We start from the raw sequence: 25,589 nt of genomic DNA, 5'->3' as shown, positions 1-25,589 counted from the left end.
TAGCCTACTGTTTTATATGTATATTCCGAGATGCATCTTCCTGAATCCACATGTAGGTATCATCAGCAAGATTTTTTAGTTGGGATTGACGCTCAGCAGTCTTCTTCCATGTTGGGTATGTAGTGGTAAACCCAACTCCTGACTTCCCGTTGCGTTTAGCAAACTCAGTTAAACTAGACTTCTTATGGTTATCAACTTCCCCATCACTAGTAACTGCCTCGATAACCCAAAGCATATCTGTTTCTGGATGCCAAAGAAGAACATCAGGCATTGCATCATCCAATCGAATTGATAAGCCCGCTTTAGCTAGTACGCTTCGTTGTTCATCAGTAATACGGTCTCCGTCACCATCATCTATATACACCAATTCATAACCTTTAAGGAATCGCTTGGCGTAAACAGTATGGGAAGCTGTTATTAGAATGCTATGGGCGCTTTCAACACTTTTTTTAGCTTCTTCAGCTTGGTCAGCTTGAAACTTCAGCCGTTCTCTCAGTACATCCTCTTGAATCCAAGCCTCTGCCATGTCCTGCCATTCCCTTTCAGGTGCCTCAAGAATGGCTATGAATTCATTAGATAAGCGGTATGCTGAGTTTGGTGATTTAGCTTTAGGGTGACCAGGCAGGAATGTAGAGTCCTTGGAATTGAAATAAGCTTTTTCTATTGCGCCAATTTCCCACAATGGCTTTAACCAATAATCTCGACCTTCTCTATCCAGCTTATCTCTATTGCCACGCTGAAGAATACCAACATGAGTGCCAATATGAGCAGTTGTTGCGCCATCTCTGAATTGATAACCTTTGCTAGCTGCTTTCTTAAACCAATTTGGCTCAGTACTCATCAATGCAAACACACCCTCAATCATGTTGTTGGTGCACCTATCAACCTTGGTAAGAACTCTTCTTATTTTTTCGACTGTAACGCCGTTATAGTCACTTGGAAGAACATTCACACCATCAGAAACACACTTATTTCTACGTGCAATCGCATCATCAACAATACCCATAACATCCTCACAACAACTGTATATACATACATGCTACGAAAGAAATGGAATCTAATCCAGTAAAAATTGTAGAAATTTTAATCCTTACTTAATTTATGGGTAATGCGCTGGATTTATACTTGTATCTTGATGACATGAAGCTAGAGCATTTTTTGAAATTCACGCTCGGTAAGTCTGATTTGATGGTAGCTGAGTTATAACCCAGCAACCTCTTTGTTTTATACAGACGAGTAGCTAGACCTCTGTATCTTGCCAATCTTCAAGCTCATCAATACCACTGGTGAGCTTATCTAACTCTTCTTTAAACTTCTTGGTATTAGTTTCTTGAACAATTTCCCAATTACCAAAGCCGTGATACTGATTAACTACAAAGCTTTGATGATGGTTATTGCGTTGATTTACTTTGATACGCCATCTACTACTAGTCTTCTTATCCACCAGCCCTAGATAATGCAGTTCAATGCTATCAACTACACGTTTCAACATGGCATTTTGCTCAGCAGTATCTTCAATATCGAATACATTCTTATAGTTAAAGTCGATTGGTTTTTGCTCTTGTGCTTCATCCTCGACCTTAGCTTGCTGTAGCTTTTGCTCTAACTGGTTCATAGTCGTATAGAGATTAGTAAGAGCATCAACTTGACCTAGTTCTAACAACCTATCTTGTGTTTCTTTCAGTGTTTCAATCTGCTTCTGAATCTCACTTACCTTACTCACATGATGATGCACTGAATCAATATACGTCATATCTTTTAATGCTGTAGTTAGGATTACATCAGGCTCTCGAATCAATCTATTCTGGTCACATCGACCTTCCAAGGAAGCAATGCACCTTCTATAAATCATCTTCTTTTCTTTATACATAGAAGTGCGCTGAACCATGCCACCACCACATTTTCCACATTTCAAAATCTGGCTAAATGGCGTTTTAGTACTTCTACGCCCTCTATGTTTCTGAGTAGTTTGAACAGCATCGAAATCAGCTTTGGTAACGATAGGTGGTAGCTTATCCTCAACCACCTTATCCAAAGTCATCTTTCTAGCATTATCAGTGATGAAGTAAGCTTTTGCACCATAGATAGCATGGTTGGAACAAACCATTCGGATAGCACTGGCATTCCATTCTCCACCAGTAGCAGATTTGATTTTTTGGGCGTTTAAAAATCTTGCTGTAGCTTGATTGCTCTTGCCACTCTTCTTTAGCTCTATGATAAGTCGAACAGTATCAGCTTTCTCAGAATCTAAGATGATTTGGTCATTTTTTCTAATCAGCCAAAAAGGCAGCTTTCCAGTAAGTGTTTCATTGTCTCTACGCGCTTGGCGAGCAGCTCGAATCAACTCAGATTTTCGCAAACTTTCTTTATACGCTCGGTCTGCGTTAACCATCATAACGATGTTTTGACCCAAATCTTCAATGTTCGATGAGTCATAAACTGTACCGGAGTCAACTACAACTAGCTTTACACCCAAATCTATAACCATTTCTCGAATTAGGGACATTGTATCAAACCAACGTAATCGGCTTAATCTATCCCCGCTCTCCACCAGCACATAACTATCTCTAGCAATTTTTCCAATTTTGATAGTTTCTATAAGGTCGGCTAATCCAGGACGTTTGCCACCTTCTTTAAAAGCAGAAACACCAAGGTCTTCAAATGTTAAATCACTGAGTTCAATATCATGTGTTTTACACCATACTTTAGCTGCGTCTTCCTGACGTCTTACTGAATCACCTTGCTCTTGCTGTTTGCTACTAAATCGAATGTACAGATATGCTTTCATACGTCACCAACTAATCAGATTAAACATAGTATATCAGCACTTTCCAAACCGTAGAGACGAAAAAAGCGAGCCAAAAGCTCGCTTTTCAAGATATCTCTTTGTTTATTATAAAGAATAAACTTATTAGATTCGCCAAAGCACTTTCACCACATGCCAGCCAAACTTAGTCTTCACCAAGTGTGGTACTAATGTTTCGCCCGTGAAGCAAACCTTATCAAATTGAGGTACCATTTGGCCTTTACGGAACTCGCCTAAGTCGCCACCTTTTTTGCCTGATGGGCAAGTGGAATACTTTTTCGCAAGTGTTTGGAACTTAGCACCTTTCTTCAGCTGTTTGATAATATCTTCAGCTTGCTCTTTGTGTTTAACCAAAATGTGAAGTGCTGCCGCAGTTCTCGCCATGGGTTGCCTCGATCTTTATTCGACTATGGGATGATAAGTGGCGCTGAGTGTAATTCAAAATGAGATTCAAATCACGTTTACTTTTCGCGCAACTAAAGTTTTTCGAGCAACTGCCGCATTAACATTTGCTAGGAAAGTTTATAAAATCAATCTATTGGCAAATAGAGAAAGCAATATAATGAAAGCAACCATCAGTAAGGCAAATCAATCACAGGGCATGTTATTGTTTACCCTCAACATGCAAAAGCAGCGTTTTGCCATCGGTACACTCAAGGTACGTGAGATCGTTCCTTTCATGCCGACGACACAGATCCCTTACTCACACCAACATGTGGTAGGTACAGTGAGTATTCGCGGCCTGACTGTGCCCGTTATTGATATGGCAGCCGCTATCGGTTTTCGCCCTATTGCGCCAGAAGAGTACAACAACACTTACCTTGTTGTGACCGACTGTCTACGCACCGTCGTCGCTTTCATGGTACGAGAGATAGACAAAATCATAGAGTGTGATTGGAAATCGATTGAACCCGCACCAGAAAGTAGCGGCAAAAATGTGTTTGTCACTGGCGTGACACGTTTTAATGATCAAATCGTCCAATTGCTGGATGTCGAACTATTGCTATCTAAGATTTACCCACAATACGCCGATACCAAAATTCCTATGCTCACCGATGTGCAGAGGGAGCGAATTAAAGCACTCAACATCTTGCTGGTTGATGACTCTTCTATTGCCCGGAAGCAGCTTGGCGATGCACTTAACCAAATTAATATTCCGTTCGATATTTGCAAAGACGGCAACAGCGCGCTCACCTTTATGCGCAATAAAGCTGAGCAAAACGATGCTATCGACATTCTTGTGAGCGATATTGAAATGCCAGGGTTAGATGGCTATGAGTTAGCATTTGAAGTACAAAATGACCCCAAATTGGGACATGCATATCGCATACTGCATACGTCGTTATCTAGTGAAATGTGTACCGAACGTGCTCATCAGGTGGGTGCTCATGAAGCATTAGTGAAATTTAACGCGGGCGAACTGATTGAAGCGATGTTGCGCGGTGCTGAGCAGCTTACTGCTCACTAATCCTTTTTTTTTTGATACCGACGCCGCTTTCCCATTGCACTTTGCCATTAGAGAAATGCGGCGCCGTTGATCAACGTTTAACTAGTTAGCGTCGTAATTGTTGTTTGGGGCAAACGAGAAGCCCTGACCGCCAATAGATGCTTCATACATTAGACCGCCCTTGGTCATAGTAAACACCGCCATCCCATTAATGTAAGTCGCCTGACTTTGCTTATCGCCCGCTTGTGCTCCAGCACCAGTAGAACCCGCTTGCGCACTCGCGCCTAATGTCAGAGCCACAGCGGAAGCTTGCGCGCCAAATTCAAAGCTGCCGCTGGTGAATGCGTAGTAATCCGCCTTGCTCTCAAAGAAAATAATTTCGCTGTAAGCCTGGGCTCCAAGTTGCAATCCAATACTTAGCTGCGCCAATGTTGAATCGCCCACATGCATACCTTGTTGGTACACTTGCCCTTCACCATAGGAACCGCCAATACCGAAGCCGCCCTTGCCGACAGTCGGGAATACCGCGTAGCCGTAAGCGTTTTCAAAAAATGGTAAGGTTGCTGGGGCTTGTTTGAACTTATTGAGTGTCGCCTCATATTTGCTACTTGATTCAGCACCCTTTGAATTGCTGTCATGACTTGTATCTTGTGCTTTTTCCTCTGAGGTCGTTTCTTCTGCTGCAAATGCGTTAGGGGAGAGTGCCAAACAGGCGGCAAGAAAATAGGGTGTGGCCTTTACTAACATATGATTTCCTTGTTTAAGGTCGGTATTACGTCAAAGCTAAACTGAGTTTTTAGACGACATGCCTTGCGGTTAGTTCAACTCGGCACCACAAATTGAAGCCGCTCTTTTGCACCCAACAAGAATCAGCTCTACACTAAGCAATAGCCTAGACAATTCATAACATAATGAAAACTATGATAAAGAAGCTATTAGTCAATATCACCTGCATTCTGCTTGGCGTACCGCTGCTATTGGTGATCTTCTTTAAGTTCATAAACCCACCTATTTGGGGATGGAAGATTGCCCGTACTGTGTCACCACCGGAGGGTTACCCCGCTCAAGTCCATCAAACATGGACGCCACTAGAAAACATCTCATCGAATATGCCTAAAGCGGTGATAGCATCCGAAGACCAACGATTTCCCGATCACAACGGTATCGATGTTGTTGCACTGTGGAATGTCATATCTAACAGCGGTGCGGCAGGTCCGAGTCGTGGGGCAAGTACCATTACCCAACAAACGGCCAAAAACGTATTCCTGTTTCCGAGTCAAACGTATATCCGAAAAGCCTATGAACTGTATATCGCGCTACTGTTAGAAGTGATTTGGGGCAAGCAGCGCATTATGGAGGTGTATCTTAATGTCATTGAATTCGGCCCTGGGATCTATGGCGTGGAGGCCGCTAGTCAGCAATTTTTCAAAGTACCGTCTTCTCAATTAACCGCGATTCAGGCAGCACAGCTTGCTGTTGTACTGCCAAACCCTTATCGAATTCGCCCTACCCCTATGTCTGATTACGTGAACAAACGAACGCACTGGGTAGTAACGCAAATGAACAATTTAGGCCCGCTTTCGCTTTAATGGTTCAATGACAGGTTTGAGCAAAGACCACAAATCTCTGCGACATCGAAGCTCTGTGACATAGAAGCTCTGTAACCTAGAGGCTCACTGGCAAAGCTAGTTGTCTAAGGGTGTAACGCTGCGTCCAAAACGTCGAACCTGGCTCATCAGCAATACTACCGCCATTAGTAACGCAGACATTAGATAGAAACGTCCCAATGCCACCTGATTGGTCACCCAATACTCCACTAAAAATCCACCAAGCACGCCTGCAACAACCATTTGTATCGATCCTGAAAGTGCCGAAACCGAACCCGCCTGAGTCTTATGTGGGCCTAGTAACAGAGCAATAGAGATTGGAAACGACAATCCTTGAGCAATTGTCAACACAGTGAATGATAGCAGTAGATTGAATACGGTCATCTCTACCATTAGCAGCCAAAGCCCAGCCATTGCGGACAAGGCAATCGCTAGAAATAAGATCCAGCTGTTTGAAAAGTAACGGTTCAGAATATTGAGCGAGACACTTCCCATCATTAAGCCTGCCGATGGGATAATCATGATCGACCCATATTCCGCTGCAGTCAGACCCAGTTCGTGCTGCATTAAAAACGGAAACAGGCTGAGTGATACCACGGCAGTAAGGTAGCTGATCCAGTTATAGCTCGCACTTCCAATGACTTGAGGGTTTACAATCAATTTAGCGTACGTCTGCATGACTTGTTTAGGTTTAAAGGCACGCGGTGCATAAGGTAAGGTTTCTGGCAGGATAAACCAGCCCAAACTAAAGATTGCCACCAAGTACACCAACACAAAGACAAACACCGCTTCCCAATCTAAATGAAATGCGATCCAACCGCCAAACATTGGGGCAATAATAGGCATCACCGACGCCGTTACTGAGATGTAAGACAAAGCTTTGGTGAGCTGCTTTCCGTCATAACTATCACGCAGCACACTCCGCCCTAGCACCGAGGCACTGCCTGCACCTAAGCCTTGCAACAGCCTACCAAACTCAAGCACAGCGAAGTGATCACTGAAGACGATACACAGCAAGGTACCCAGCAAATAAACACCTTGCCCCAGAATGAAGACTGGGCGTCGGCCGATAGCATCTGACAAAGGCCCATAGAAGAGTTGTGACAGACCAAACCCGACCAAAAACAAGGTCACCAGCATTTGAACGTCGGCATGACCCACCGCAAGTGACTCACTAATGAGAGGCAGTGAAGGCAGATAAATACTGACACCAACTTGCCCCGTTGCAATGATCATCATCGCAAGCAGCATTGGTGTTTTATTGAATGATTTTGGCTTTGTTTTATTCATACACACATTCTATATTGCGTATGAATCATTGATAATACACCATAAAGGAAACAGAATACGTCCTGTTAGGAAATAATAAGAGGCTGAATATGGATTGGATTTCGTGTATCAACACTTACATTCGAGTAGTCGAAGAAGGAAGCTTCAACGGCGCAGCTCGCCGTCTCAATACCACCAGCTCAGCCATCAGCAAGCGGGTCCACTGGCTTGAAGAACGCATTGGGGTACAGCTTCTCAAACGCACTACTCGCTCAGTGACCCAAACCGAAGCGGGTGCCCTTTTCTACCAGCGCGCCAAGGACTCGCTTGACCGATTTCAGTCCATTATCGATGAAACTCGATCCGTCAATGAGACGCCAGCAGGACTTCTAAAAATCGGCGCAACCATTGCCGTTGGATCTAAATTCCTAGTTCAATATCTCAACGATTTTCTTATCCAATATCCAGACATTCGGATCCAGCTCACCACTACGGTTCCTGGTGCGATGCCTGACAGCAACCTGGATGTATTCATCAGCCGAGAGCTCGACACCCTCAATACTCTCAGTATTAAACAAACCCCACTGTTTGAGCAAAGAATTGGCTTTTACGCCGCCCCTTCCTACATTGCTAAGTTTGGTGAGCCACAAACGGTGGAATCACTCAAGCAGCACAACATTTTGATTTGGGGAGAGCGCCCGCAACGAGAATACAAAATTTCCAAGAACCAGCGCATCATGCTTTCTGGAAACTTTGCGACCACCAATCCAGAAGCGCTGTTTTACGCGGCCAAAAGCGGCATGGGTGTGCTCATTAGCAATGACATCATGATCAAAGAAGATGTCAAATCTGGCGCCTTGATTCGCGTACTGCCAGAGATCCAAGCCATGGACTCGACAGTCTACGCCTACTACCCCAAACTCGACTACGACCACACGCGAACCAAACTGTTTCTCGATTACATTAAAATGCGTCTCGCGCAATCGAACGAGGAGTCGTAATCCATTCCATCAAAGCGCTTCTAACAGACGTACCACACAGCATCGTTGCCCTAAAATGGTCACACTGCACGGGTGAAGTGCATCTTCACCTTGGTAAGGAATGACTCAATGCTATAGATCGCGACAAACAAACATGAGAAAAACCAGAGTACGTGCATCATGATCACGAACCATGCGTTTTTCCATTCAGATGCCGTAATTACAATAGCTTGCATACCAAAAAAGTAGATCATCACTCCTAGAATTAAAGCTAGGCTCAAAGAAATCACGGTAATAAGTGGAAACCATTTCGTCATGGGAACCTCCAAAAAGTTGAATTAAGTTACAAATGCTATGTGTAACCGAGCACAAATAGTGCCACTTTTTGTATGGGCATAGATGTGTTCAAATTTTTCGAACTAGATGCTCAAACAAACCGCCTTATACAACATCACCCCTGTGTCTAAACTGACCCCATAGATTGAGAAGCAGATGTTGCTTCTGATAGAGAGGATAACCCCATGTCGAATACACTTGTTTTAAAATCCAGCATTCTTGGCGACTATTCACAGTCTAATCAAATCATTGCACAAGCAATCGAAGGTAAGCCAAACGTAACAACACGCGATCTTGCTGCTGAGCCAGTGCCGGTTTTGGACATGGCAGTAGCAACAGCCCTTCGCAGCGCCGGTGACGATCTATCAGACGAGCTAAAACAGATCGTTGAACTGTCTGATTCATTGATTACTGAGCTTAAGCAGGCAGATACCGTCGTGATTGCTGCGCCAATGTATAACTTCATGATCCCAACGCAGCTTAAGAATTACTTCGATCTTATTGCTCGTGCAGGCGTCACCTTTAAATACACAGAGACAGGCCCTGTTGGTCTTATCGACAACAAAAAAGTCGTTGTTTTGACTACTCGCGGTGGCATTCACAAAGATACGCAAAGAGATAGCATGCATGATTACTTAGCGACGATTCTTGGCTTCTTGGGTATGACAGACGTAGAGTTTGTCTATGCGGAAGCGCTGAACATGGGTGATGAACCAGCGGCTGAAAATAGAGCCTCTGCATTGGAAGCGCTTAGCCAGTTGGTGTAACTCGCCTTTCAGGTTGCATCAAGCGTAGTTCGGAGAAGTGGTGGGTTGGCCTAGCGTCACTCACCACTTTTTGTTGACGGTAACAAATATCAAAGGGTAGCGGCTTTCTGTAGCTGCATTTTCCGTTTGAGATCACGAGCAAACTCTCGAAGCTGCCGCGCGTTATCAGCATACTGCTCATCGCCGCAAACTCTACCGTTATTGGTTATATCAGGGCTCGAATAAATCGACAGCAGTTCTGATTCGTAACTCATAATAGTACCTGCACCGCCGCACCGATAACCTCTCGCATAAGGTTTGAGCCTATCTTTGTTCATTTCCGAAGTATGCTGCTCTAACGTTTCATCAAGAACTTTGAACCATGAGCGATCGTCATGCCAAGCCCAAGAAAGATGGCCTAATTCATGCTCTAACGTGTATTCATCGGCATACTCAGACAGCATAAAGAATTGACTATTTTCATCCGGGTTGGTGGTACCAATAGTGTCATATTCAAAATAGCCATCCTCATCGGCGAGGATCACGCCATAAAACTGATTAGGAAGCCGTTCAATGTTGCGTACCTTTTCTTCACCAACGCGCTTCGTCAGTTGGCGTCTTATTTGGTCGATATCAAACAACGACGCCGAGATAAAATCGACGGTTTCTACCGTCGCCAATGTTCGCTTCATGGGAATGCACGAGTTTTTCATTATCACATTGCTTTTACGAACTGACTTATCTAACTCAGCGTTGACCTCTTCAAGGCCATATTTATCCACGACCGTTTTGGAAACAAAGAAGAAAATGGGAGTTTCGATCACCTCTTCCATCGTGCAGTCTGGGATCTTCATTCCTGGCACATCGACTTTGTAGAATAACGGGATCAAAGTAAGCGATAAGCAGCCAGCAATAATGGCGCTTTGAATTGAAATCAGTTTTTTCATCATTATGCACATCCATTGATATCACTCTATCCTACCCGACTGAGTACGATATGGCGTTTAAGCTTCGTGAAAACCCAAACTAGCTCATGATTTTACATTGATTTACTGATGCTGACGTAAGGTTACATTGCAAGGAGTAGAGTTAAAGCTCAACAGGAGCGTTATGATGAAAAACTCTATTTAATGGTGCTCACCCTCGTACTGGCTGTCACCTTGATATGGCTTCAAGCCGAACCCTCATTGTTTACTTATGAGACCTTTATGCCATGGCGCAGCGCTCTACTGCAACTGACCGGCATTCTATCCGTATTGCTATTAACGATAACCATGCTTCTCGCGATGAGGTTACCACTGTTTGAGTGGCTCACCCGCGGCTTGGATAAGTCTTATCGTTTGCATAAATGGACGGCCATTTATGGTGTCGTCATTGGTGCCATTCATTGGTTACTTGCCATCATCCCTAAACAGCTGGTGAGTGCAGGCTTTATGGAACGCCCACAACGTGGAGCGGGCATGCCGATCGACCCAGATTCGCTTTACGCAATCATTCAGCCACTTAGAAGCGGCGCAGAAAGCCTAGGAGAGTGGACGCTGTATCTGTTTATCGCCCTGACAGTGTTAGCGCTCCTTGTTCCAGTGAAGTACAAGCTATTTAAGTGGACACACAAGCTGATGGCATTCGCTTTTGTTGCGATTGGCTACCACTCTTTGGTACTACTCAAACACGCATATTGGGACAACTTAATCACACCCGTCACGGTAATCCTTGTTGTCGCTGGTATTATCTCGGCCGTTTGGAGTCTGGTCGGCAAGATAGGTCATCGCCGCAAGCACACAGGCGTAGTGACTAGTGTTGAATACAACAAAGAAAACCAGACAACCAGACAACCAAAGTTGTGGCTGAGCTTCCAAATTGGCGCGGGCACAAAGCGGGGCAGTTTGCTTTTCTTAAACTTGGCGATGAAGAACCTCATCCGTTCACTATTGCCTCGTACGACGACCATAGTCACCAAGTTAGCTTTCTTATCAAAGCACTTGGGGATTTTACTGCCGATATCCAAAACCGCGTGGCAGTAGGTCAGGCCGTGGAAGTAGAAGGTCCATATGGTCAATTCGATTTCGAGGATAACAAGAAACAAGTGTGGATAGCCGGAGTTATTGGTTGTGCAGCGTTTAAGGCCAGACTGGAGCAGTTAGCAAAACAACCAAGAGATCAAAAAGTGGTGTTTTATTACTGTACTCAAGCGCCGCCGCCGTTACTCATACAGGAAATGAAGCTAGCCGCACTAAGCGCAAACATAGAGTTTCACCTTATCGATAATAGGATTAAACCGTTCTTATCGATTGATCAAATCTTGCAGCAACACCCAGATCTGTCAGAACACAGTATCTGGTTTTGTGGGCCTGTTGGATTCAAAAATGCTCTAAAACGTCAATTGAAAGCACTCAACATGAAAACAACGGCTTTCCATGCCGAGCTGTTTAACTTTCGATAATGGTTAGCGAATCTAAAGCGGATATAAGAATACAAAAGACGCACACCGCGCCTTTTTGGTATCTCGTCTTTTCATCACGCCTAAAGCGAGCGAGTATCGGATATCTTTCCCGCTTTTTAATTTTCAGTGTTGTGATGCAGTATCGATATTGCTAATGTTATGAGAAATAACAAAAACAATGGGTTCCACGTGAACGCAGTACAATTTAACGACGTCAATAAGTGGTTTGGAGACTTTCAAGCTCTGAACTCTATCCAGTTAGAAGTCAAACAAGGCGAAATCGTCGTGATTTGCGGTCCTTCTGGCTCAGGTAAATCTACGTTGATCCGTTGTATCAACGGTTTAGAAGCCTACAACTCCGGTGATATCCAAGTACTTGGTCATGATGTGAACTCAAAGAGTATTCAACCCGGTCAAGTCGGCATGGTATTTCAACACTTCAACCTTTTCCCACACCTTACTGTGCTTGAAAACCTGACACTTTCGCCAATACGCACGCTTAAACTTTCAAAACAGCAAGCGGAATCTCGCGCTATGGAGATGCTTGAACGAGTGAAAATTGCTGAGCAAGCCGGGAAGTATCCTTCTCAACTTTCTGGCGGCCAGCAACAGCGCGTTGCCATTGCGCGCTCTCTGTGCATGAAACCCGATATTCTACTTTTCGACGAACCAACGTCAGCGCTCGATCCTGAGATGATCAGCGAAGTGCTCAACGTTATGGTTGAGCTGGCTGAAGAAGGCATGACCATGCTATGCGTCACCCACGAAATGGGCTTTGCCAAGCGAGTGGCACACAATGTAATTTTCATGGATGAAGGGCAAATTTTAGAATCGGCACCGCCGAGCCAAATATTCGACGCCCCGCAACACCCACGTACTAAGGCATTTTTGGACAAGATCTTAAATCACTGATGATATTCAAGATTATTAAGCCCGTACTATCAGCAATCCTACAAATCGCGCTGGTTGCGATCGCATTAGCTTGGCTACTTAACAATGGTGCTGAGGCCATGGGCTATCGCTGGCAATGGGAGCGAGTGCCGGACTATCTAGCATTCTATGAAGATGGTGAGTGGTGGCCAGCAGAGCTTTTAGAAGGCCTGATTGTCACCATCAAACTGAGCGCGTTGGCGTTACTGTTTACCTTACTGTTCGGCCTCATTACCGCGCTGTTAAAAACCTCTAATTCGGTAGTAGGCCGCGCTATCGCCCATTGCTATGTGGAAGGCATACGAAATACGCCACTATTGGTACAAATCTATCTTCTGTATTTTGTCTTTGGCCCCATCATCGGTTTAGACCGATTCTCCACTGCTGTATTTGCCTTAGCACTATTCCAAGGCGCCTACACGGCGGAAATTCTCCGAGCAGGCCTGAACAGCGTTCCAAAGGGTCAATTCGAAGCCTGTCGCTCTGTAGGTCTATCTCGTTTTTCTACCTACTATGATGTGATATTGCCGCAAGTGGTGCGACGCACACTACCGCCGCTGACCAACGAAGTCGTCTCGTTAATTAAAAACTCATCCATCGTCAGTGTGATGGCAATTTTCGACCTCACTACCGAGGGGCGTAACATCGTGGCTGAAACCGCGATGCCATTTGAAATTTGGTTTACTGTTGCCGCGATTTACCTCGTGTTAACGCTCACCCTGTCTGGTTTCTCTGCCTGGCTTGAATATCGTTTAAGTCAAGAGAAGCGGTCATAATTCTCTATGCTAACCATGATTTACTAACAAGGAGTCACCCCATGAAAAGGACACTCAAACATCTAGTAAAAGCAGCCAGTACCGTCGCAATTGGCCTTGCGGTCTCTTTTGGCGCCGCGGCCAGCGAGACACCTAACCTCGATAAAATCAACGAACGCGGTACATTGCGTGTTGGCATGTCAACGTTCGTGCCTTGGGCTATGCGTGACCAGCAAGGCGAACTTATTGGCTTTGAAATCGATGTAGCGAAACGACTCGCAGAAGATTCAGGTTGGAAAGTTGAGTTTGTTCCTACTGCGTGGGATGGCATCATCCCTGCTCTGCTTTCTCAAAAATTCGACGTTATTATCGGCGGTATGTCTGTCACGCCAGAGCGCTCAAAGAGCGTGTTGTTTACCACACCTTACTCACACTCAGGTGTTCAAGTAGCGGCAAGCAAAGCATTGGCTGGCGATTTTTCTAAGATTGAAGACTTTGACTCACGCCGCGTAAAAATCGCAGCTCGCCGCGGCGCCTTCACCGTGCAAGTGGCTCGTGAAACCTTCCCTAAAGCGAAAGTTCTACAGTTTGACGACGACGCACAAGCGTTCCAAGAAGTCCTTAACGGTAACGCCCACGCAGTGATTGCCTCTAGTCCGAAACCCGAACATGAAGCGGTTAAACATGCAGATGCGTTATTTATTCCGTTTAGCGAGCGTCTCTCTAAAGGAAACGAAGCGTTCGCTGTGCGTCTAGGTGAAGAAGACAAAAAAGCCTTCTTCGATAAGTGGATCCAAGCAAGAACCGATGATGGTTGGCTAAAAGAGCGCTATGAATACTGGTTCTCTACCCTAGATTGGCAAGACCAAATCGCTGGCGGACAATAATTACAATGAGCAATACCAACTCAATCAAATTGAATTCCGATAAGAAACACCCATCACCAGCAAAGCGATGGCGTCCTACCCTGCTCGATGGCGTATTACTGCTCGCGGTGGTGGGGCTTGTTGCCTGGCTGGCGTACCGTTCATCCATTGGAATCAACTATCACTGGCGCTGGAGTCAGGCGTTTGAGTTGGTGTTTAACCCGACCGCAAACGGAGGGTTGCCCTATTTTGTCCAAGGCATTATTGCCACACTGAGACTCAGCGTGTGGGGCATGCTGCTAGCCGTAACGTTAGGCACCTTACTTGGCCTAGCGAAACACTCAGCGTTGGCCGTGTTTAGCATCCCCGCTAATCTATTTATCCAGTTGGTTCGAAATATTCCACCCCTAGTGTTTATCTTCATTTTTTACTTTTTCATTTCGAATCAGTTGATCCCATTACTAGGGCTCAGTGATGTGCTTCGTGGCTATAGCGGTGAGATCTCGGGTTGGCAGGCGTTTTTGTTTGGACCTAGCTCATTATGGGAAAACCTACTTTCAGGCGTTATCTGTATCGGACTTCTGTCGTCGGCTTATGTGGCGGAAATCATTCGCGCAGGCCTGGCTTCTATCCCAAAAGGACAATGGGAGGCGGGTCAGTCGTTGGGCTTGTCGACCTGGCACCAATATAGAGATGTCATAGCGCCACAAGTGCTTACAGCGGTCGCTCCCGCACTGGCAGGACAAGCGATTTCTCTCGTTAAAGATACCTCTATCGTCTCGCTAATCTCTATACAGGAAATGACGTTTGTCGGTACAGAAATTGCTAACTCTTCAGGGCTTATATTTGAAATCTGGCTCATTGTTGGCTTGTGCTACTTCTTACTTTGCCTAGCGCTATCCCTGCTGTTTCGACGCCTTGAAAGCCAGCAGAGATAGGCTTTGCTAATTAACGGTAGATCGTTAATGATTAGACTGGCATGTAATGGTCAACAAGCAGTAGAACAAACAGCACCATCAAATGAATGATAGAGAACTTAAAGGTCTCCATTGCAGTTTTCTCTGTTGCGGCGACTTTAAGCTTCCACGCATAGTAGATAAACCCAGCACTCAAAAAGGTTGAACCAGCCAAATAGACCAATCCCGTCATCCCAACCAGAGCGGGCATCAAGCACACTAACGCCAATAGAATTGTGTACAGCAAGATAGACGTTTTCGTGTACTCCACCCCATGTGTTACTGGCAGCATTGGAATGTCAGCCTTGGCATAGTCGTCTTTTCGATGTATCGCTAGTGCCCAAAAATGTGGCGGAGTCCAGATGAAGATGATCATAACCAAAAGCCACGCATTGGCATGTAGTTCTCCCGTCACTGCCGTCCAGCCCAATAGCGGCGGCATGGCACCAGCAATCCCGGCAATAACGATATTTTGCGGCGTTGCACGTTTCAAATACAAGGTATACACCACCGCATAGCCAAGCAAACTTGCAAATGTTAACCAAGCCGTTAGCCAGTTTACGCCAAGTGCTAACACGGCAAAGCCTGCTATACCTATGCCACTGGCAAACGCCATTACCTTGCCAGCACTTAGGTCACCAGACGGTAAAGGGCGTTTGTGGGTACGCGCCATAATGGCGTCGATACGGCGATCAATCAGGTGGTTAAATGCGGCTGCCGAGCCCGCCATCAGCGCAATACCGATTAAACCCAGGATACTGGCTTGCACAGGCAGTGCTCCCGGCACCGCAAGGCACATCCCTACTAGGGCGGTTAGAATCATTAACGCAACCACTTTAGGCTTGGTTAACGTGAGATAAACGCGCCAGTTGATTGCGGGTTTGGAGGCTGAGCTCACCTCGCGATTGCTAATAATCGTCGTTTTACTCATAGAGAACTCTCCTTGTCTCCAGACACTTTGAGGGCAGCAACTTGGCTGTTGGCTTCAACAATGGTCAATGTTGGTTTTTCGATTCGCACATAGCGCGCGCTATGCAATACGTAGTTAGTGTGAATAAGCGATAGCAGTAAAAAGGCCGCGCCAAGATTGTGCAGTACAGCTACAGGCAGCGGAAGGTGGAATACAACGTTGCTAAGCCCTAACAGCAGTTGGAGTGTCAAAAGCGCGGCTAAGGTAACCCCCACTTTACGTATCGCTGGATGTGGATAGCGCCATAACCTAAATGCCAACAGACCGACCACAAGCGCAACGACAATCGCGCCGATTCGATGAGTCACGTGAATAGTCATCCTTGCAGGATACTCAAGCACACCAAATTCGTAGTCATCAAATCCGAAGTGAACCGGAGTAAAGGCGGTTTTGAAATCCAAGAACTGCGTCCAATTCCCTTCACAGATAGGCAATGCGGTACACACCACCGCAGCATAATTCGACGATGTCCATCCACCCAACATGATCTGCAACACCGTTACAAACAGCGCGACCAACGCGAGTATTTTCAGACGTGAACTAACCAGCGTCGGCAATGTTTGTGTTGCGGGCTTATCGACGACTTTAGGCTCAAATGCCTTGTCAGCGTTGCAGGCTTCATCGGCACTGTTAGCACGGCGAACCTCAACCTTTGGCCTTAACTTTAAGTAGGTGAAAAGCAGCAAAGAGAACATGGTAAAGCCACCGAGCAGGTGACCCATCACTACGATCGGCATGAGTTTGAGCGTCACGGTCCACATACCCAGTGCCGCTTGAAACACTATCACTAATGACAGAGAGATTGGCAGCGCGATGCCTAGTTCCCTTCGCTTCTTAGATAAACCAATAGTGGTGATCGCAAACACCATTAGCCCTAGGCCGCCCGCTAAATATCGATGAATCATCTCTAGCCACGCTTTGTTGGGCTCAACAGCTCTCTCTGGATACAGCGTGTTCGCGACTTCCACGGCTACCTTGGAGCTGGGCACGGTCAATTGTCCATAGCAGCCAGGCCAGTCCGGACAACCTAATCCCGCATCGGCCAATCGTGTATAAGCGCCCATGGCAATCACGATGACCGTAAACACCAATGAAGCTCTGACTAAGTTGATCAATCCCATAGCGACTCCTTGCTGTGACTATCGACTTACTGCATATCGATTTACTACCTATCTATTTGCAAACATTGCGCACCTTTCATGCGTCTAACCGACTCGTGATAACTTCAATAGCTTTCTGAGATCCGAAAGCAGCCCCTTACTGTGCGCAACTTGCTTATCTTCTGTAGTTGGTGGAAAGAACATCACCAGTTGACCTAGGGTATCGGCAATCAAATATCCCTGCTCCGGCACTACGTCGGCAAAAGCCGCATTGACCGTCACTACGCTGAGAGATTCAGGTAACTCCGGCAGCACTTGGTCTGGCATTACGTAGACCACAGGGGCGACTCGTTCTTTGTATTTACCTAAGGCTAAATAGGTTTGCCCCATGATATAGAGGCGGTTGATACACGCATCATTGCAATCCGCGGGTAACATAAAGCCGAGTTGCCAGCTCTTCGCTTGCAGTGGATTCACCACATCGAGAAACTCAAACGTCACTCTTGGCTCAACGAGCATGCCATGGTTAGTCACACCGGATTCATACCAATGATTACTCAAGATGGCCTTTGCAATAATGAAAGGCAGTGCAAAAAACACGATGAGCGCCATTAATGTTAGGCGACCGCGTCTCACTGAAGACGCAGTCGGCGTAGCGTCTGATGATACTGTTCTTGTTGTCTCTAATTTACTGCTCATCATCTAACCTCGTTTATTCGTCAGACTTGGTATGTTTTTCACGCTTTGAAGCCAACTTTCTCTTCGGCTGCAAATTTTTCTTTGGTTGAAAACAGCTACGCCAGAATGCGATTAAGACAACGACTGCAAACACCGCTGCCATAGTGAACCATTGAAATGAATAGCCGAAATGTTTGGCTGAATTCATTGATACCGGTTTCCAAGGGTGAGGGTAGGCCGTCAACGTATCCGTTGGTTGAACCACCCAAGCCGACAGCTCAGCACCCACAAGCTCACTAATCTGCGCTGTATTCAGGTGTTGGATTCGATATTGCTGTGTTGACGCTGAGTCAAAACGCTCGGTGTAAAGCTCTGATCCCAAGGGACTGTCCATTTTCTTGTATAAGCGCCCACTAAACGTCATCGGCTCCAATAAAGCAGAAAGGCTTGGCAGAGTTTGACGATCTAAACCGCCAGCCACAAAACCGAGTTCGACTAGATAGCTCTGCTGCGTTTTCTCAATGTCGCGCATCAGTTGCAGCACTAAGTAACCGACTTTGCCATCAAAGGTTTGGTTATCAAGAAAGAACAAAATCGGCTCAGGTGTTAAGTGAGCGCTCACTGGTACCGCAATCCAACGTTGATAGTTATGGTCACCGTGGTGAGCCAGCGGCAAGTCTAGAGAGGATAAAGCGACCGGAGGCTGCTCAGTTCGTAAGGCAAGCGACTGTTCTAAAGTCACTTTTTCATTGCCACGCTGCTTTTGCCACAGTCCTAATTTGACCAATGATGAAAACACAACCACAGTTAATACCAACCCCACCCAAAACTTAGTGGTTTGGTAAAAACGAACATGAGGAGTATCCATGTCACCCACACTGTTGTTTAAGATTGCTTTAGTACTGCTGTTACTCTTCATTATCTTTAACTTAGCGCTTGCCCTAATTCGAATGGTGCGCGACGACCCTTCTTCTGAAAAACCAATGAGTTATTATCTTGGCCGCCGTGTTCTGTTCTCCGCGATCGTCATTATTCTTCTCATCATCGCGCTTCAAAGTGGTTTTTTAACGCCTAACCCCCGACCTTATTAGTGAGTAATTACTACCCCAGCGCTTTTGGCAGCTGGGGCTCATGCCTTTACAATACGTAGACAAATACAAACAAACACAGCCATACCACATCCACGAAGTGCCAATACCAACTCCCCGCTTGGAAACCAAAATGATCTTTCGGTGTGAAATGGTCTTTTGCTATTCGGAACAGCAATACAATCAAGAACACGGTTCCGATAAACACGTGTAGTCCGTGAAAGCCGGTGAGCATGAAGAAGGTGTTGCCGTAGATACCGGACTGAAGTGTTAGCCCCATGTCTTGATAGGCATGAGCATACTCAACGGCTTGGAAATACAAGAAAAACACAGCAAGCACTATGGTTAGCTCAAGCCAAACGATGAGCGCTGTACGGTGGTTTTTCTCTAGGCTGACATGAGCCATATGAAGCGTGATAGAAGACAACAACAAAATCACGGTGTTTTGCAGTGGCAGACCTTGCCAAGGCATTGCTTGAGTTGTTGTCCCATCTGGCGTTAGTGTTAAAGGCCAAATCGCTTCAAAAGCTGGCCATAACACCTCATGAGTCATCACATTATTATCGGCACCAGCAAGCCACGGAACTGAAATCATTCGCGCGTAAAACAGAGCTCCAAAAAACGCGCCAAAGAACATCACCTCAGAGAAGATAAACCAGCTCATCCCTTGCTTGAATGAGCGTGAGAGTTGGTCTGAATAGAGTCCAGACATAGACTCAGAGATCACATTGCTCATCCATCCATAAAACATATAAATCAGCACCGCAACACCAAGCGCTAGCACAACGCCACCAATGACACTGCCTGCCCCACCGCTATCAAGATTTTGGACGGTTAGTCCCGCGCCGACGGCGACAAGAAACAGCGCCACAGCCCCAACAATGGGCCAACTACTCTGCGCCGGAACATAATAAGTTTGAGCTTTACTCATAGCTTATCTCCGATGTTGGAAATTCGAGTGCGCGACGACTGCTACTACCGACCTGTGCACGAGAGATCTCTAGAACGGCACCGTCGGTAGCGGCGCTGCTCGTGATGTTATACAAAGTGTAAGAAAGGGTCAGGGTGTGGATTGAATCTGGAATGTCAGGCTCAATGTAGAAGATCAGCGGCATTTCCGCCTTACCCTTACCTTCTAATGGTTGATGGTTAAAACAGAAACATTCAATTTTATTAAAATAGGTTGCCCCAGTGCCCGGAGACACTGACGGTACCGCCTGACCAATAAGTGATTGGTTAGATTGATTGTGCGCAAAGTAGGCTGTCTGAATCACTTCGCCCGGGTGAACATCTAACGACATTTTCTCTGGTTTAAAAGCCCAAGGCATGTCCGGATTAACGTGCGCCATAAACTCAACCCTTATAGTGCGAGTTATGTCCGCCCGCATACCTATGGGTTGTACCGCTGACTCGGTATTGGTTTTGCCATTAATGCCTAACGCTTCACACATAATGTCGTAAAGAGGCACCAAAGCGAAACCAAAACCAAACATCGCCACAACGGCCACGCCTAGCCACCCCACGAGTTTTCGGTTTGATTTTCTGGTTTCGCTATCCATAGCAACCTTCCTTTAGTCGATCTTAGGTGGTGTGGTGAAGGTATGGTGTGGAGCTGGGCTTGGTACTGTCCACTCTAAGCCTTCTGCGCGCTCCCAAGGTTTAGCCTCGGCTTTGTCGCCTCCTTTGATGCATTTAATCACCAACCAAAGGAAAATGAGCTGGGATAATCCAAACGCAAAGCCACCGATAGAGACAATTTGGTTCACGTCGGCAAACTGAATCGCGTAGTCCGGAATACGGCGCGGCATCCCCGCGAGACCCAAGAAGTGCATTGGGAAGAACAGCACATTAACCGAAATGACCGAACACCAGAAATGCCACAGACTTAGCTTGTGGTCATACATATTGCCGGTCCATTTCGGTAACCAGTAATAGGCCGCCGCCATAATCGAGAACACGGCGCCCGACACCAGTACATAGTGGAAGTGCGCGACCACGAAGTAGGTATCGTGGTACTGGAAGTCCGCTGGCACAATCGCCAACATAAGCCCTGAGAATCCGCCTATCGTGAACAGCACAATGAAGGCGATGGCAAACAACATGGGCGTTTCAAACGTGAGCGCACCGCGCCACATGGTCGCCACCCAGTTAAACACTTTCACCCCTGTCGGCACCGCTATCAGCATGGTGCAGTACATAAAGAACAGTTCCGCAAACACCGGCATGCCTGTGGTAAACATATGGTGTGCCCACACAAGGAACGACAGCAATGCGATACTACAGGTCGCGTAAACCATGGAATGGTAGCCAAATAGCTTTTTGCCGCTAAACGCCGGGACAATGGCAGAGATAATACCGAAGGATGGCAAAATCATGATGTACACTTCTGGGTGCCCAAAGAACCAGAAAATATGCTGGAACATCACAGGATCACCACCACCCGCCGCATCAAAGAAGCTGGTTCCAAAGTACTTATCCGTCAATACCATGGTCACCGCCCCCGCCAACACCGGCATGACGGCAATAAGTAGGAACGCAGTAATGAGCCAAGTCCAAACAAACAAAGGCATTTTCATCAGCGTCATGCCTGGCGCGCGCATGTTGAAAATAGTTACGATGACATTGATTGCCCCCATAATCGAGCTGATACCCATGATGTGTACCGAGAATACGAAAAGCGCGGTGCTGTCTGGGGCATAGGTTGTGGACAACGGTGCGTAGAAAGTCCAACCGAAGTTCGGACCACCACCGGGCATGAATAGTGACGCAATTAAGATCAGAAACGCGAACGGTAAGATCCAGAAACTTAAGTTATTCATTCGTGGCAAAGCCATATCTGGCGCGCCAATCATCAAAGGTACCATCCAGTTTGCCAATCCGGTAAATGCCGGCATAACCGCACCGAACACCATGATCAAACCATGAACTGTAGTCATTTGGTTGAAAAAATTTGGTTCAACCAATTGGAGACCTGGCTGGAACAGCTCAGCACGGATGACCATGGCCATCGCCCCGCCTGTCAGGAACATGATAAAGCTAAACCACAAATATAGGGTGCCGATGTCTTTGTGACTGGTGGAGTATACCCAGCGCTGCCAACCTGATGGCGCGTGATCATGATGATGATCGTCTTCGATGACTGCCGTGCTGTTTGCTCGGCTCATGTCCGCATCAGTCACCGCCGATGCTTTCACTTTTTCCATTGGATCCGTTTTCATCATAACTCCTTGGAGCTTGGCTCCGCTTCCTGAGTTTTGTAGCTGTTGATATCCGATGCCTGAACCACATCGCCGGTATTGTTACCCCAAGCATTGCGTTGGTAAGTAATCACTGCGGCGATTTCTTTATCGGTTAACTGATTGGCGAACGACTGCATGGCTGTCCCTGCCACACCATCAACGATTTTGCTAATGTGAGTATCAATAGGTCCCGACGTCGCCACTTCCGCCCCTGCAATCGCTGGGAAAGCGCCAGGCAATCCTTGACCGTTGGCCTGATGACACACTGCGCATCGGGAGGCATAGACGCGCTCGCCCGTGGTCAATAGCTCTTCAATCGATAACGTTGCATCCAATGCTTTGGCCGCTTCTGCTTTAGCGAGCGCCATCTCTTCTTTCTTACCTGTCAGCCAAACGTCGTAGTCATCTTGAGCCATGGCTTGAACCACTATCGGCATGAAGCCATGTGCTTTGCCGCAAAGCTCCGCACATTGACCACGATAGACACCGGGCTCATCGATTTTTGTCCACGCTTCGTTGATAAAGCCCGGAATAGTATCTTTTTTTACCGCAAAAGCCGGTACCCACCATGAGTGAATCACGTCATCGGAGGTCATTAAGAAACGGATCTTTTTACCGATTGGCACAACAAGCGGGTTATCGACTTCTAGAAGATAATGGGCACCTTTTTCTTCAACACCATCAATCTGCTGTTGCGACGTGGACATTAGTGAGAAGAATTCAACATCTTCGCCAAAGTAGGCGTAGTGCCATTTCCACTGTGAGCCAGTAATTTTGATGGTAATTTCTGATTGGGACGTATCTTCCATCGCAACCAAAGTCTTGGTTGCGGGAATCGCCATCAATATGAGGATAATGACGGGGATAACAGTCCAAACCACTTCCACCTTGGTGCTTTCGTGGAAGTTAGCGGCTACCGCGCCTTTGGACTTACGATGCTTGAAAATAGAGTAAAACATCACCCCAAATACAACTGCTGCGATGGCACAACAGATGTAGAAAATGAGCATATGTAGGTCATACACTTGGTTACTGATATCAGTAACCCCGCGAGTCAAATTATACTTGCTCGACTCCGCGAAGAGAGGTTGGCTGACGAGCGTAGTCGCCAAACCAGTTCCAGTGTGAACGGTCAGCAATCTCTTCAAAAGATTTCTCCTTTGCCTAGCCACGTCTATCCTGACGTGGTTCCCCTATGACTTGTACCAAGCACGTCTGAAAAGTGATCAAACTCTCCAGGATGGTACAAGTCCGTAATCAAAACCCAACAAGCTGTGATTCGACGACGATAAGCGAAGACCAACTAGGTTTTTCGACTCTTTCATGAGTCCAAAAAGTAAAGCCAAACTACACAAGTAAACGGTCAAAACTGCTCACTGACCACTTACTTATTGAGTCCGGTATCAGTTAAATACAACTAGAAACAATTTGTTATATTTTTGTTAACTAAATGCTAGTAACGGATTTCCAGATCCGCAAGAAGAAAAATAATCAGCGAATTTTTGTGAGGGAAGCGGAGACGACGAGGATGAAAATTTTGACAAATTGCGGTTTTGGATTCTACGTAATCCATAGATAAACTAGAGATAGAAAGCGATCTATCTCCAGTGGCGTTATTTTCCAACATGTGAAGCTCGTTGACGGTTAAGCAGCCACCCACTCAACTTCAATGATCGCTTTCCCTTGGTGCTTGATACGGCCAAGGAATCGGTCGCCAGCGACAATTTCGCCCACGCCTTGTGGTGTACCTGTCATGACGATGTCGCCGTCTTCAAGGTGGGTATAGGTGTTGAGCTCACTCAGAATAACGTCAGGTTTATAAAGCATCTGTGTTGTTGAGCCAAGCTGCATTCGCATGCTGTTGATAAACAGCTCAACTTCAAGATCATCGATATTCATATCGTCTAGCGGCACAAATCGGCTGAACTTTGCAGAATGATTAAACGCTTTGGCGCGTTCCCAAGGTAAGCCTTTTGATTTTAACGTCGACTGCAAACCACGCTTGGTTAGATCAAGTCCAAAGCCAACGGCATAGAGCTGTTTGTCGCGGACTAGAAAACAGATTTCTGCTTCATAATGCAGTGGTTCGTCAAGGAAAGAATGCAGATCGGTCGCTATGCTCGAGTTAGGTTTGTTGAACACCACCATATTTTCGGGAACTTCATTGCCTAGTTCACGGATATGCTCAACGTAGTTTCGGCCAACGCATAGAATTTTCGAGGGATAAAACGTTTCATCACCAACTACAACCGATTTCATTACTCTTCCTTGCCCCATTCCTTTGTAAACGAACTGGCCATTTTACCCGAAGTTAAGTGACGGACTGATGATTTAACAGAGAAAATATCAAACTTGAGGTCAAGATCTGCTTTTGCTCTAAGTGGAACCAAACAGGCTCAAACCCGCAAAAACAGTGATAAATGATGTGATGCCTTGCATTTTCATGCAAATTCAATGACCATTTGTATATTCAAATAAATGGATTTAGACATTGATGTCCCAAGAGCCGCTATATATTCAGATCAAACAGTATATTGAAGACCGAATAGACCAAGGCGTATGGTCGGTTGGTGAGCGAATTTCGACCGAAATGGAGCTTACAAAACAGTTTGCTGTGAGCCGCATGACCGTCAATAAGGCGATTCGCGATCTCGTCGGTGAAGGGAAACTCGAGCGTCGCCCTCGACTAGGTACTTTTGTAACAAGCCCAGCAGAAAAAGCCCAGTCGCCTCTTCTCGATACTCGCAACATCGCCAAAGAAGTGGCCGCTCGCGGTAAACAGTATTCCAGTGAGGTGGTTCGACATGAAGCAACCAAAGCGGATCAGCTGATTGCGACTAAGCTCGGTGTGATGCTTGGCAGTGCCGTCTACTACAGCGAAATTCTCCATAAAGAAAACGACAAGCCAATCCAACTAGAATGTCGCTGGGTTAACGCCAAATACGCACCTAAATACCACCGGCAGGATTTTACTCAAACCACACCCAACGAGTATTTAACCGCAAACTGCCCAATGACGGCCGTTGAGCATACCGTTGAGGCCATTACGTGTGGTGAACACATCGCCCGCTTACTTGAGATGGCCTCCACTGAGCCATGCCTGCTGTTGCACCGTCGAACCTGGAGTGAAGACAAGCTCATCAGTACCGCACTGTTGTATCATCCGGGTAGTCGATATCAGCTCAGTTCAAAAGTAGAATTATAACCTCTCTACTTTCATCTTTTAAAACGACCGTACTAATTGACGAGCCGTCTTGGATCGTCATTCTTGTACCAGCTAATCACGCTTTCCTATTTAAGTAACACGCACCTCCTCAGGTCTATCCTGATCACATTTCAACCACTCGCACTTGATCAATTGTATATATTCAAC

27 protein-coding genes and 2 pseudogenes are annotated in these 25,589 nt (G+C 46.2%); 13 read left to right on the top strand and 16 right to left on the bottom strand.

Annotation, left to right across the window (positions count from 1 at the left end):
• Positions 1-4: 4 nt before the first annotated feature.
• The 3 genes from ACJB0T_RS06010 to ACJB0T_RS06000 all read right to left on the bottom strand — a co-directional run bounded on the left by ACJB0T_RS06010 (position 5) and on the right by ACJB0T_RS06000 (position 3,190).
• A complete protein-coding gene (locus ACJB0T_RS06010) occupies positions 5-1,006 on the bottom strand; it encodes a BsuBI/PstI family type II restriction endonuclease (RefSeq protein ID WP_479292692.1) in 1,002 nt (333 codons plus the stop codon).
• Between the two features lie 234 nt (positions 1,007-1,240).
• Entirely contained in the window at positions 1,241-2,788 is a 1,548-nt protein-coding gene (locus tag ACJB0T_RS06005) for a recombinase family protein (RefSeq protein ID WP_479292690.1), read from the bottom strand.
• A 123-nt stretch (positions 2,789-2,911) separates the two neighbouring features.
• The gene (locus tag ACJB0T_RS06000; RefSeq protein WP_479292688.1) at positions 2,912-3,190 is read right to left on the bottom strand and encodes a peptidylprolyl isomerase; all 279 of its coding nucleotides are present in this window, start codon (positions 3,188-3,190) and stop codon (positions 2,912-2,914) included.
• A 178-nt stretch (positions 3,191-3,368) separates the two neighbouring features.
• Between ACJB0T_RS06000 and ACJB0T_RS05995 the strand changes: the two genes are divergently transcribed.
• Positions 3,369-4,274: a chemotaxis protein gene (locus tag ACJB0T_RS05995; RefSeq protein ID WP_479292686.1), complete on the top strand. Its 906-nt coding sequence runs from the start codon at positions 3,369-3,371 to the stop codon at positions 4,272-4,274.
• A gap of 81 nt (positions 4,275-4,355) precedes the next feature.
• On the opposite strand, the gene ACJB0T_RS05990 is transcribed toward ACJB0T_RS05995, so the two are convergent.
• On the bottom strand, positions 4,356-5,000 hold the full coding sequence (locus tag ACJB0T_RS05990; RefSeq protein WP_353498937.1) for a lipid-binding SYLF domain-containing protein: 645 nt from the start codon (positions 4,998-5,000) through the stop codon (positions 4,356-4,358).
• 164 nt (positions 5,001-5,164) lie between these two features.
• Here ACJB0T_RS05990 and mtgA point away from each other — a divergent pair, with 164 nt between their 5' ends.
• On the top strand, positions 5,165-5,842 hold the full coding sequence (gene mtgA, locus ACJB0T_RS05985) for a monofunctional biosynthetic peptidoglycan transglycosylase (protein ID WP_418642526.1): 678 nt from the start codon (positions 5,165-5,167) through the stop codon (positions 5,840-5,842).
• A gap of 96 nt (positions 5,843-5,938) precedes the next feature.
• Here the strand turns inward: mtgA and ACJB0T_RS05980 are convergent, their stop codons facing one another.
• Positions 5,939-7,150, bottom strand: coding sequence for a multidrug effflux MFS transporter (locus ACJB0T_RS05980; RefSeq protein ID WP_418642527.1), 1,212 nt, complete (start codon positions 7,148-7,150; stop codon positions 5,939-5,941).
• A gap of 89 nt (positions 7,151-7,239) precedes the next feature.
• Here ACJB0T_RS05980 and ACJB0T_RS05975 point away from each other — a divergent pair, with 89 nt between their 5' ends.
• Positions 7,240-8,130: a LysR family transcriptional regulator gene (locus tag ACJB0T_RS05975; protein ID WP_353498934.1), complete on the top strand. Its 891-nt coding sequence runs from the start codon at positions 7,240-7,242 to the stop codon at positions 8,128-8,130.
• Positions 8,131-8,189: 59 nt separating this feature from the next.
• Here ACJB0T_RS05975 and ACJB0T_RS05970 read toward each other — a convergent pair whose 3' ends face one another.
• Complete coding sequence (locus ACJB0T_RS05970) at positions 8,190-8,426, bottom strand: hypothetical protein (protein WP_353498933.1); 237 nt, start codon at positions 8,424-8,426, stop codon at positions 8,190-8,192.
• 204 nt (positions 8,427-8,630) lie between these two features.
• Here ACJB0T_RS05970 and ACJB0T_RS05965 point away from each other — a divergent pair, with 204 nt between their 5' ends.
• Positions 8,631-9,212: an FMN-dependent NADH-azoreductase gene (locus ACJB0T_RS05965; protein ID WP_418642528.1), complete on the top strand. Its 582-nt coding sequence runs from the start codon at positions 8,631-8,633 to the stop codon at positions 9,210-9,212.
• 89 nt (positions 9,213-9,301) lie between these two features.
• Here the strand turns inward: ACJB0T_RS05965 and ACJB0T_RS05960 are convergent, their stop codons facing one another.
• Positions 9,302-10,141 (bottom strand): hypothetical protein, encoded by an 840-nt coding sequence (locus ACJB0T_RS05960; protein ID WP_479292682.1) that lies wholly within the window; start codon positions 10,139-10,141, stop codon positions 9,302-9,304.
• 180 nt (positions 10,142-10,321) lie between these two features.
• Here ACJB0T_RS05960 and ACJB0T_RS05955 point away from each other — a divergent pair.
• From ACJB0T_RS05955 to ACJB0T_RS05925, 7 genes and pseudogenes are all read left to right on the top strand, one after another.
• Positions 10,322-10,771, top strand: a pseudogene (locus tag ACJB0T_RS05955) (ferric reductase-like transmembrane domain-containing protein); the annotation flags it as partial.
• 263 nt (positions 10,772-11,034) lie between these two features.
• Positions 11,035-11,196: pseudogene (locus tag ACJB0T_RS05950) on the top strand (ferredoxin reductase family protein); the annotation flags it as partial.
• Between the two features lie 27 nt (positions 11,197-11,223).
• The gene (locus tag ACJB0T_RS05945) at positions 11,224-11,634 is read left to right on the top strand and encodes a ferredoxin reductase domain-containing protein (RefSeq protein ID WP_479294599.1); all 411 of its coding nucleotides are present in this window, start codon (positions 11,224-11,226) and stop codon (positions 11,632-11,634) included.
• Positions 11,635-11,793: 159 nt separating this feature from the next.
• Positions 11,794-12,546: an amino acid ABC transporter ATP-binding protein gene (locus ACJB0T_RS05940; RefSeq protein ID WP_479292679.1), complete on the top strand. Its 753-nt coding sequence runs from the start codon at positions 11,794-11,796 to the stop codon at positions 12,544-12,546.
• Positions 12,546-13,340, top strand: coding sequence for an amino acid ABC transporter permease (locus ACJB0T_RS05935; RefSeq protein WP_479292677.1), 795 nt, complete (start codon positions 12,546-12,548; stop codon positions 13,338-13,340). The genes ACJB0T_RS05940 and ACJB0T_RS05935 overlap by 1 nt, the downstream gene beginning before the upstream one ends.
• A gap of 41 nt (positions 13,341-13,381) precedes the next feature.
• Positions 13,382-14,206, top strand: a complete 825-nt coding sequence (locus ACJB0T_RS05930) for a transporter substrate-binding domain-containing protein (protein WP_479292675.1) — start codon at positions 13,382-13,384, stop codon at positions 14,204-14,206.
• A gap of 5 nt (positions 14,207-14,211) precedes the next feature.
• Positions 14,212-15,123 carry an amino acid ABC transporter permease gene (locus ACJB0T_RS05925; RefSeq protein WP_479292673.1) on the top strand — a complete coding sequence of 304 codons (912 nt, stop codon included), beginning with the start codon at positions 14,212-14,214 and terminating at the stop codon, positions 15,121-15,123.
• Between the two features lie 31 nt (positions 15,124-15,154).
• Here the strand turns inward: ACJB0T_RS05925 and cyoE are convergent, their stop codons facing one another.
• The 4 genes from cyoE to ACJB0T_RS05905 form a co-directional block, all read right to left on the bottom strand.
• Positions 15,155-16,072: a heme o synthase gene (gene cyoE / locus ACJB0T_RS05920; RefSeq protein WP_479292672.1), complete on the bottom strand. Its 918-nt coding sequence runs from the start codon at positions 16,070-16,072 to the stop codon at positions 15,155-15,157.
• Positions 16,069-17,232, bottom strand: coding sequence for a COX15/CtaA family protein (locus ACJB0T_RS05915; protein ID WP_479292670.1), 1,164 nt, complete (start codon positions 17,230-17,232; stop codon positions 16,069-16,071). The genes cyoE and ACJB0T_RS05915 overlap by 4 nt, the downstream gene beginning before the upstream one ends.
• Positions 17,233-17,316: 84 nt before the next feature.
• Positions 17,317-17,913: a redox-active disulfide-containing membrane protein gene (locus tag ACJB0T_RS05910; protein WP_479292668.1), complete on the bottom strand. Its 597-nt coding sequence runs from the start codon at positions 17,911-17,913 to the stop codon at positions 17,317-17,319.
• Positions 17,914-17,923: 10 nt separating this feature from the next.
• Positions 17,924-18,757: an SURF1 family protein gene (locus ACJB0T_RS05905; protein WP_479292667.1), complete on the bottom strand. Its 834-nt coding sequence runs from the start codon at positions 18,755-18,757 to the stop codon at positions 17,924-17,926.
• On the opposite strand from ACJB0T_RS05905, the gene ACJB0T_RS05900 reads away from it, so the two are divergent.
• On the top strand, positions 18,756-18,980 hold the full coding sequence (locus ACJB0T_RS05900) for a DUF2909 family protein (protein WP_042501704.1): 225 nt from the start codon (positions 18,756-18,758) through the stop codon (positions 18,978-18,980). The two genes, ACJB0T_RS05905 and ACJB0T_RS05900, sit on opposite strands and share 2 nt — an antisense overlap.
• Positions 18,981-19,026: 46 nt before the next feature.
• On the opposite strand, the gene ACJB0T_RS05895 is transcribed toward ACJB0T_RS05900, so the two are convergent.
• The 5 genes from ACJB0T_RS05895 to ACJB0T_RS05875 all read right to left on the bottom strand — a co-directional run bounded on the left by ACJB0T_RS05895 (position 19,027) and on the right by ACJB0T_RS05875 (position 24,475).
• A complete protein-coding gene (locus ACJB0T_RS05895; protein ID WP_479292665.1) occupies positions 19,027-19,908 on the bottom strand; it encodes a cytochrome c oxidase subunit 3 in 882 nt (293 codons plus the stop codon).
• A complete protein-coding gene (locus ACJB0T_RS05890; protein ID WP_112463082.1) occupies positions 19,901-20,536 on the bottom strand; it encodes a cytochrome c oxidase assembly protein in 636 nt (211 codons plus the stop codon). Before ACJB0T_RS05890 ends, ACJB0T_RS05895 begins: the two co-directional genes overlap by 8 nt.
• 12 nt (positions 20,537-20,548) lie before the next feature.
• Positions 20,549-22,195 carry a cytochrome c oxidase subunit I gene (gene ctaD / locus ACJB0T_RS05885; protein ID WP_479292663.1) on the bottom strand — a complete coding sequence of 549 codons (1,647 nt, stop codon included), beginning with the start codon at positions 22,193-22,195 and terminating at the stop codon, positions 20,549-20,551.
• Positions 22,195-23,364 (bottom strand): cytochrome c oxidase subunit II, encoded by a 1,170-nt coding sequence (coxB, locus tag ACJB0T_RS05880; protein ID WP_479292661.1) that lies wholly within the window; start codon positions 23,362-23,364, stop codon positions 22,195-22,197. Before coxB ends, ctaD begins: the two co-directional genes overlap by 1 nt.
• Positions 23,365-23,860: 496 nt before the next feature.
• Entirely contained in the window at positions 23,861-24,475 is a 615-nt protein-coding gene (locus ACJB0T_RS05875; protein WP_479292659.1) for a fumarylacetoacetate hydrolase family protein, read from the bottom strand.
• A 235-nt stretch (positions 24,476-24,710) separates the two neighbouring features.
• On the opposite strand from ACJB0T_RS05875, the gene hutC reads away from it, so the two are divergent.
• The gene (hutC, locus tag ACJB0T_RS05870) at positions 24,711-25,421 is read left to right on the top strand and encodes a histidine utilization transcriptional repressor HutC (RefSeq protein WP_479292658.1); all 711 of its coding nucleotides are present in this window, start codon (positions 24,711-24,713) and stop codon (positions 25,419-25,421) included.
• Positions 25,422-25,589 lie beyond the last annotated feature (168 nt).

The organism is Vibrio sp. CB1-5, from assembly GCF_059412285.1.
The sequence above is the reverse complement of the archived record's forward strand: the minus strand, read 5'-3'. Positions and strand labels throughout refer to the sequence as shown.

Coding starts and splice junctions, on each gene's coding strand:
- hutC (WP_479292658.1), top strand. CDS start 24,711: ATGTCCCAAGAGCCGCTATATATTCAGATCAAACAGTATATTGAAGAC.
- ACJB0T_RS05960 (WP_479292682.1), bottom strand. CDS start 10,141: ATGATGAAAAAACTGATTTCAATTCAAAGCGCCATTATTGCTGGCTGC.
- ACJB0T_RS05905 (WP_479292667.1), bottom strand. CDS start 18,757: ATGGATACTCCTCATGTTCGTTTTTACCAAACCACTAAGTTTTGGGTG.
- ACJB0T_RS06010 (WP_479292692.1), bottom strand. CDS start 1,006: ATGGGTATTGTTGATGATGCGATTGCACGTAGAAATAAGTGTGTTTCT.
- ACJB0T_RS05995 (WP_479292686.1), top strand. CDS start 3,369: ATGAAAGCAACCATCAGTAAGGCAAATCAATCACAGGGCATGTTATTG.
- ACJB0T_RS06000 (WP_479292688.1), bottom strand. CDS start 3,190: ATGGCGAGAACTGCGGCAGCACTTCACATTTTGGTTAAACACAAAGAG.
- ACJB0T_RS05930 (WP_479292675.1), top strand. CDS start 13,382: ATGAAAAGGACACTCAAACATCTAGTAAAAGCAGCCAGTACCGTCGCA.
- ACJB0T_RS05980 (WP_418642527.1), bottom strand. CDS start 7,150: ATGAATAAAACAAAGCCAAAATCATTCAATAAAACACCAATGCTGCTT.
- ACJB0T_RS05970 (WP_353498933.1), bottom strand. CDS start 8,426: ATGACGAAATGGTTTCCACTTATTACCGTGATTTCTTTGAGCCTAGCT.
- cyoE (WP_479292672.1), bottom strand. CDS start 16,072: ATGAGTAAAACGACGATTATTAGCAATCGCGAGGTGAGCTCAGCCTCC.
- ACJB0T_RS05990 (WP_353498937.1), bottom strand. CDS start 5,000: ATGTTAGTAAAGGCCACACCCTATTTTCTTGCCGCCTGTTTGGCACTC.
- ACJB0T_RS05925 (WP_479292673.1), top strand. CDS start 14,212: ATGAGCAATACCAACTCAATCAAATTGAATTCCGATAAGAAACACCCA.
- ACJB0T_RS05935 (WP_479292677.1), top strand. CDS start 12,546: ATGATATTCAAGATTATTAAGCCCGTACTATCAGCAATCCTACAAATC.
- ctaD (WP_479292663.1), bottom strand. CDS start 22,195: ATGAAAACGGATCCAATGGAAAAAGTGAAAGCATCGGCGGTGACTGAT.
- ACJB0T_RS05890 (WP_112463082.1), bottom strand. CDS start 20,536: ATGGATAGCGAAACCAGAAAATCAAACCGAAAACTCGTGGGGTGGCTA.
- mtgA (WP_418642526.1), top strand. CDS start 5,165: ATGAAAACTATGATAAAGAAGCTATTAGTCAATATCACCTGCATTCTG.
- ACJB0T_RS05895 (WP_479292665.1), bottom strand. CDS start 19,908: ATGAGTAAAGCTCAAACTTATTATGTTCCGGCGCAGAGTAGTTGGCCC.
- ACJB0T_RS05975 (WP_353498934.1), top strand. CDS start 7,240: ATGGATTGGATTTCGTGTATCAACACTTACATTCGAGTAGTCGAAGAA.
- ACJB0T_RS05965 (WP_418642528.1), top strand. CDS start 8,631: ATGTCGAATACACTTGTTTTAAAATCCAGCATTCTTGGCGACTATTCA.
- ACJB0T_RS05940 (WP_479292679.1), top strand. CDS start 11,794: ATGAGAAATAACAAAAACAATGGGTTCCACGTGAACGCAGTACAATTT.
- ACJB0T_RS05915 (WP_479292670.1), bottom strand. CDS start 17,232: ATGGGATTGATCAACTTAGTCAGAGCTTCATTGGTGTTTACGGTCATC.
- ACJB0T_RS05875 (WP_479292659.1), bottom strand. CDS start 24,475: ATGAAATCGGTTGTAGTTGGTGATGAAACGTTTTATCCCTCGAAAATT.
- ACJB0T_RS05910 (WP_479292668.1), bottom strand. CDS start 17,913: ATGATGAGCAGTAAATTAGAGACAACAAGAACAGTATCATCAGACGCT.
- ACJB0T_RS05900 (WP_042501704.1), top strand. CDS start 18,756: ATGTCACCCACACTGTTGTTTAAGATTGCTTTAGTACTGCTGTTACTC.
- ACJB0T_RS06005 (WP_479292690.1), bottom strand. CDS start 2,788: ATGAAAGCATATCTGTACATTCGATTTAGTAGCAAACAGCAAGAGCAA.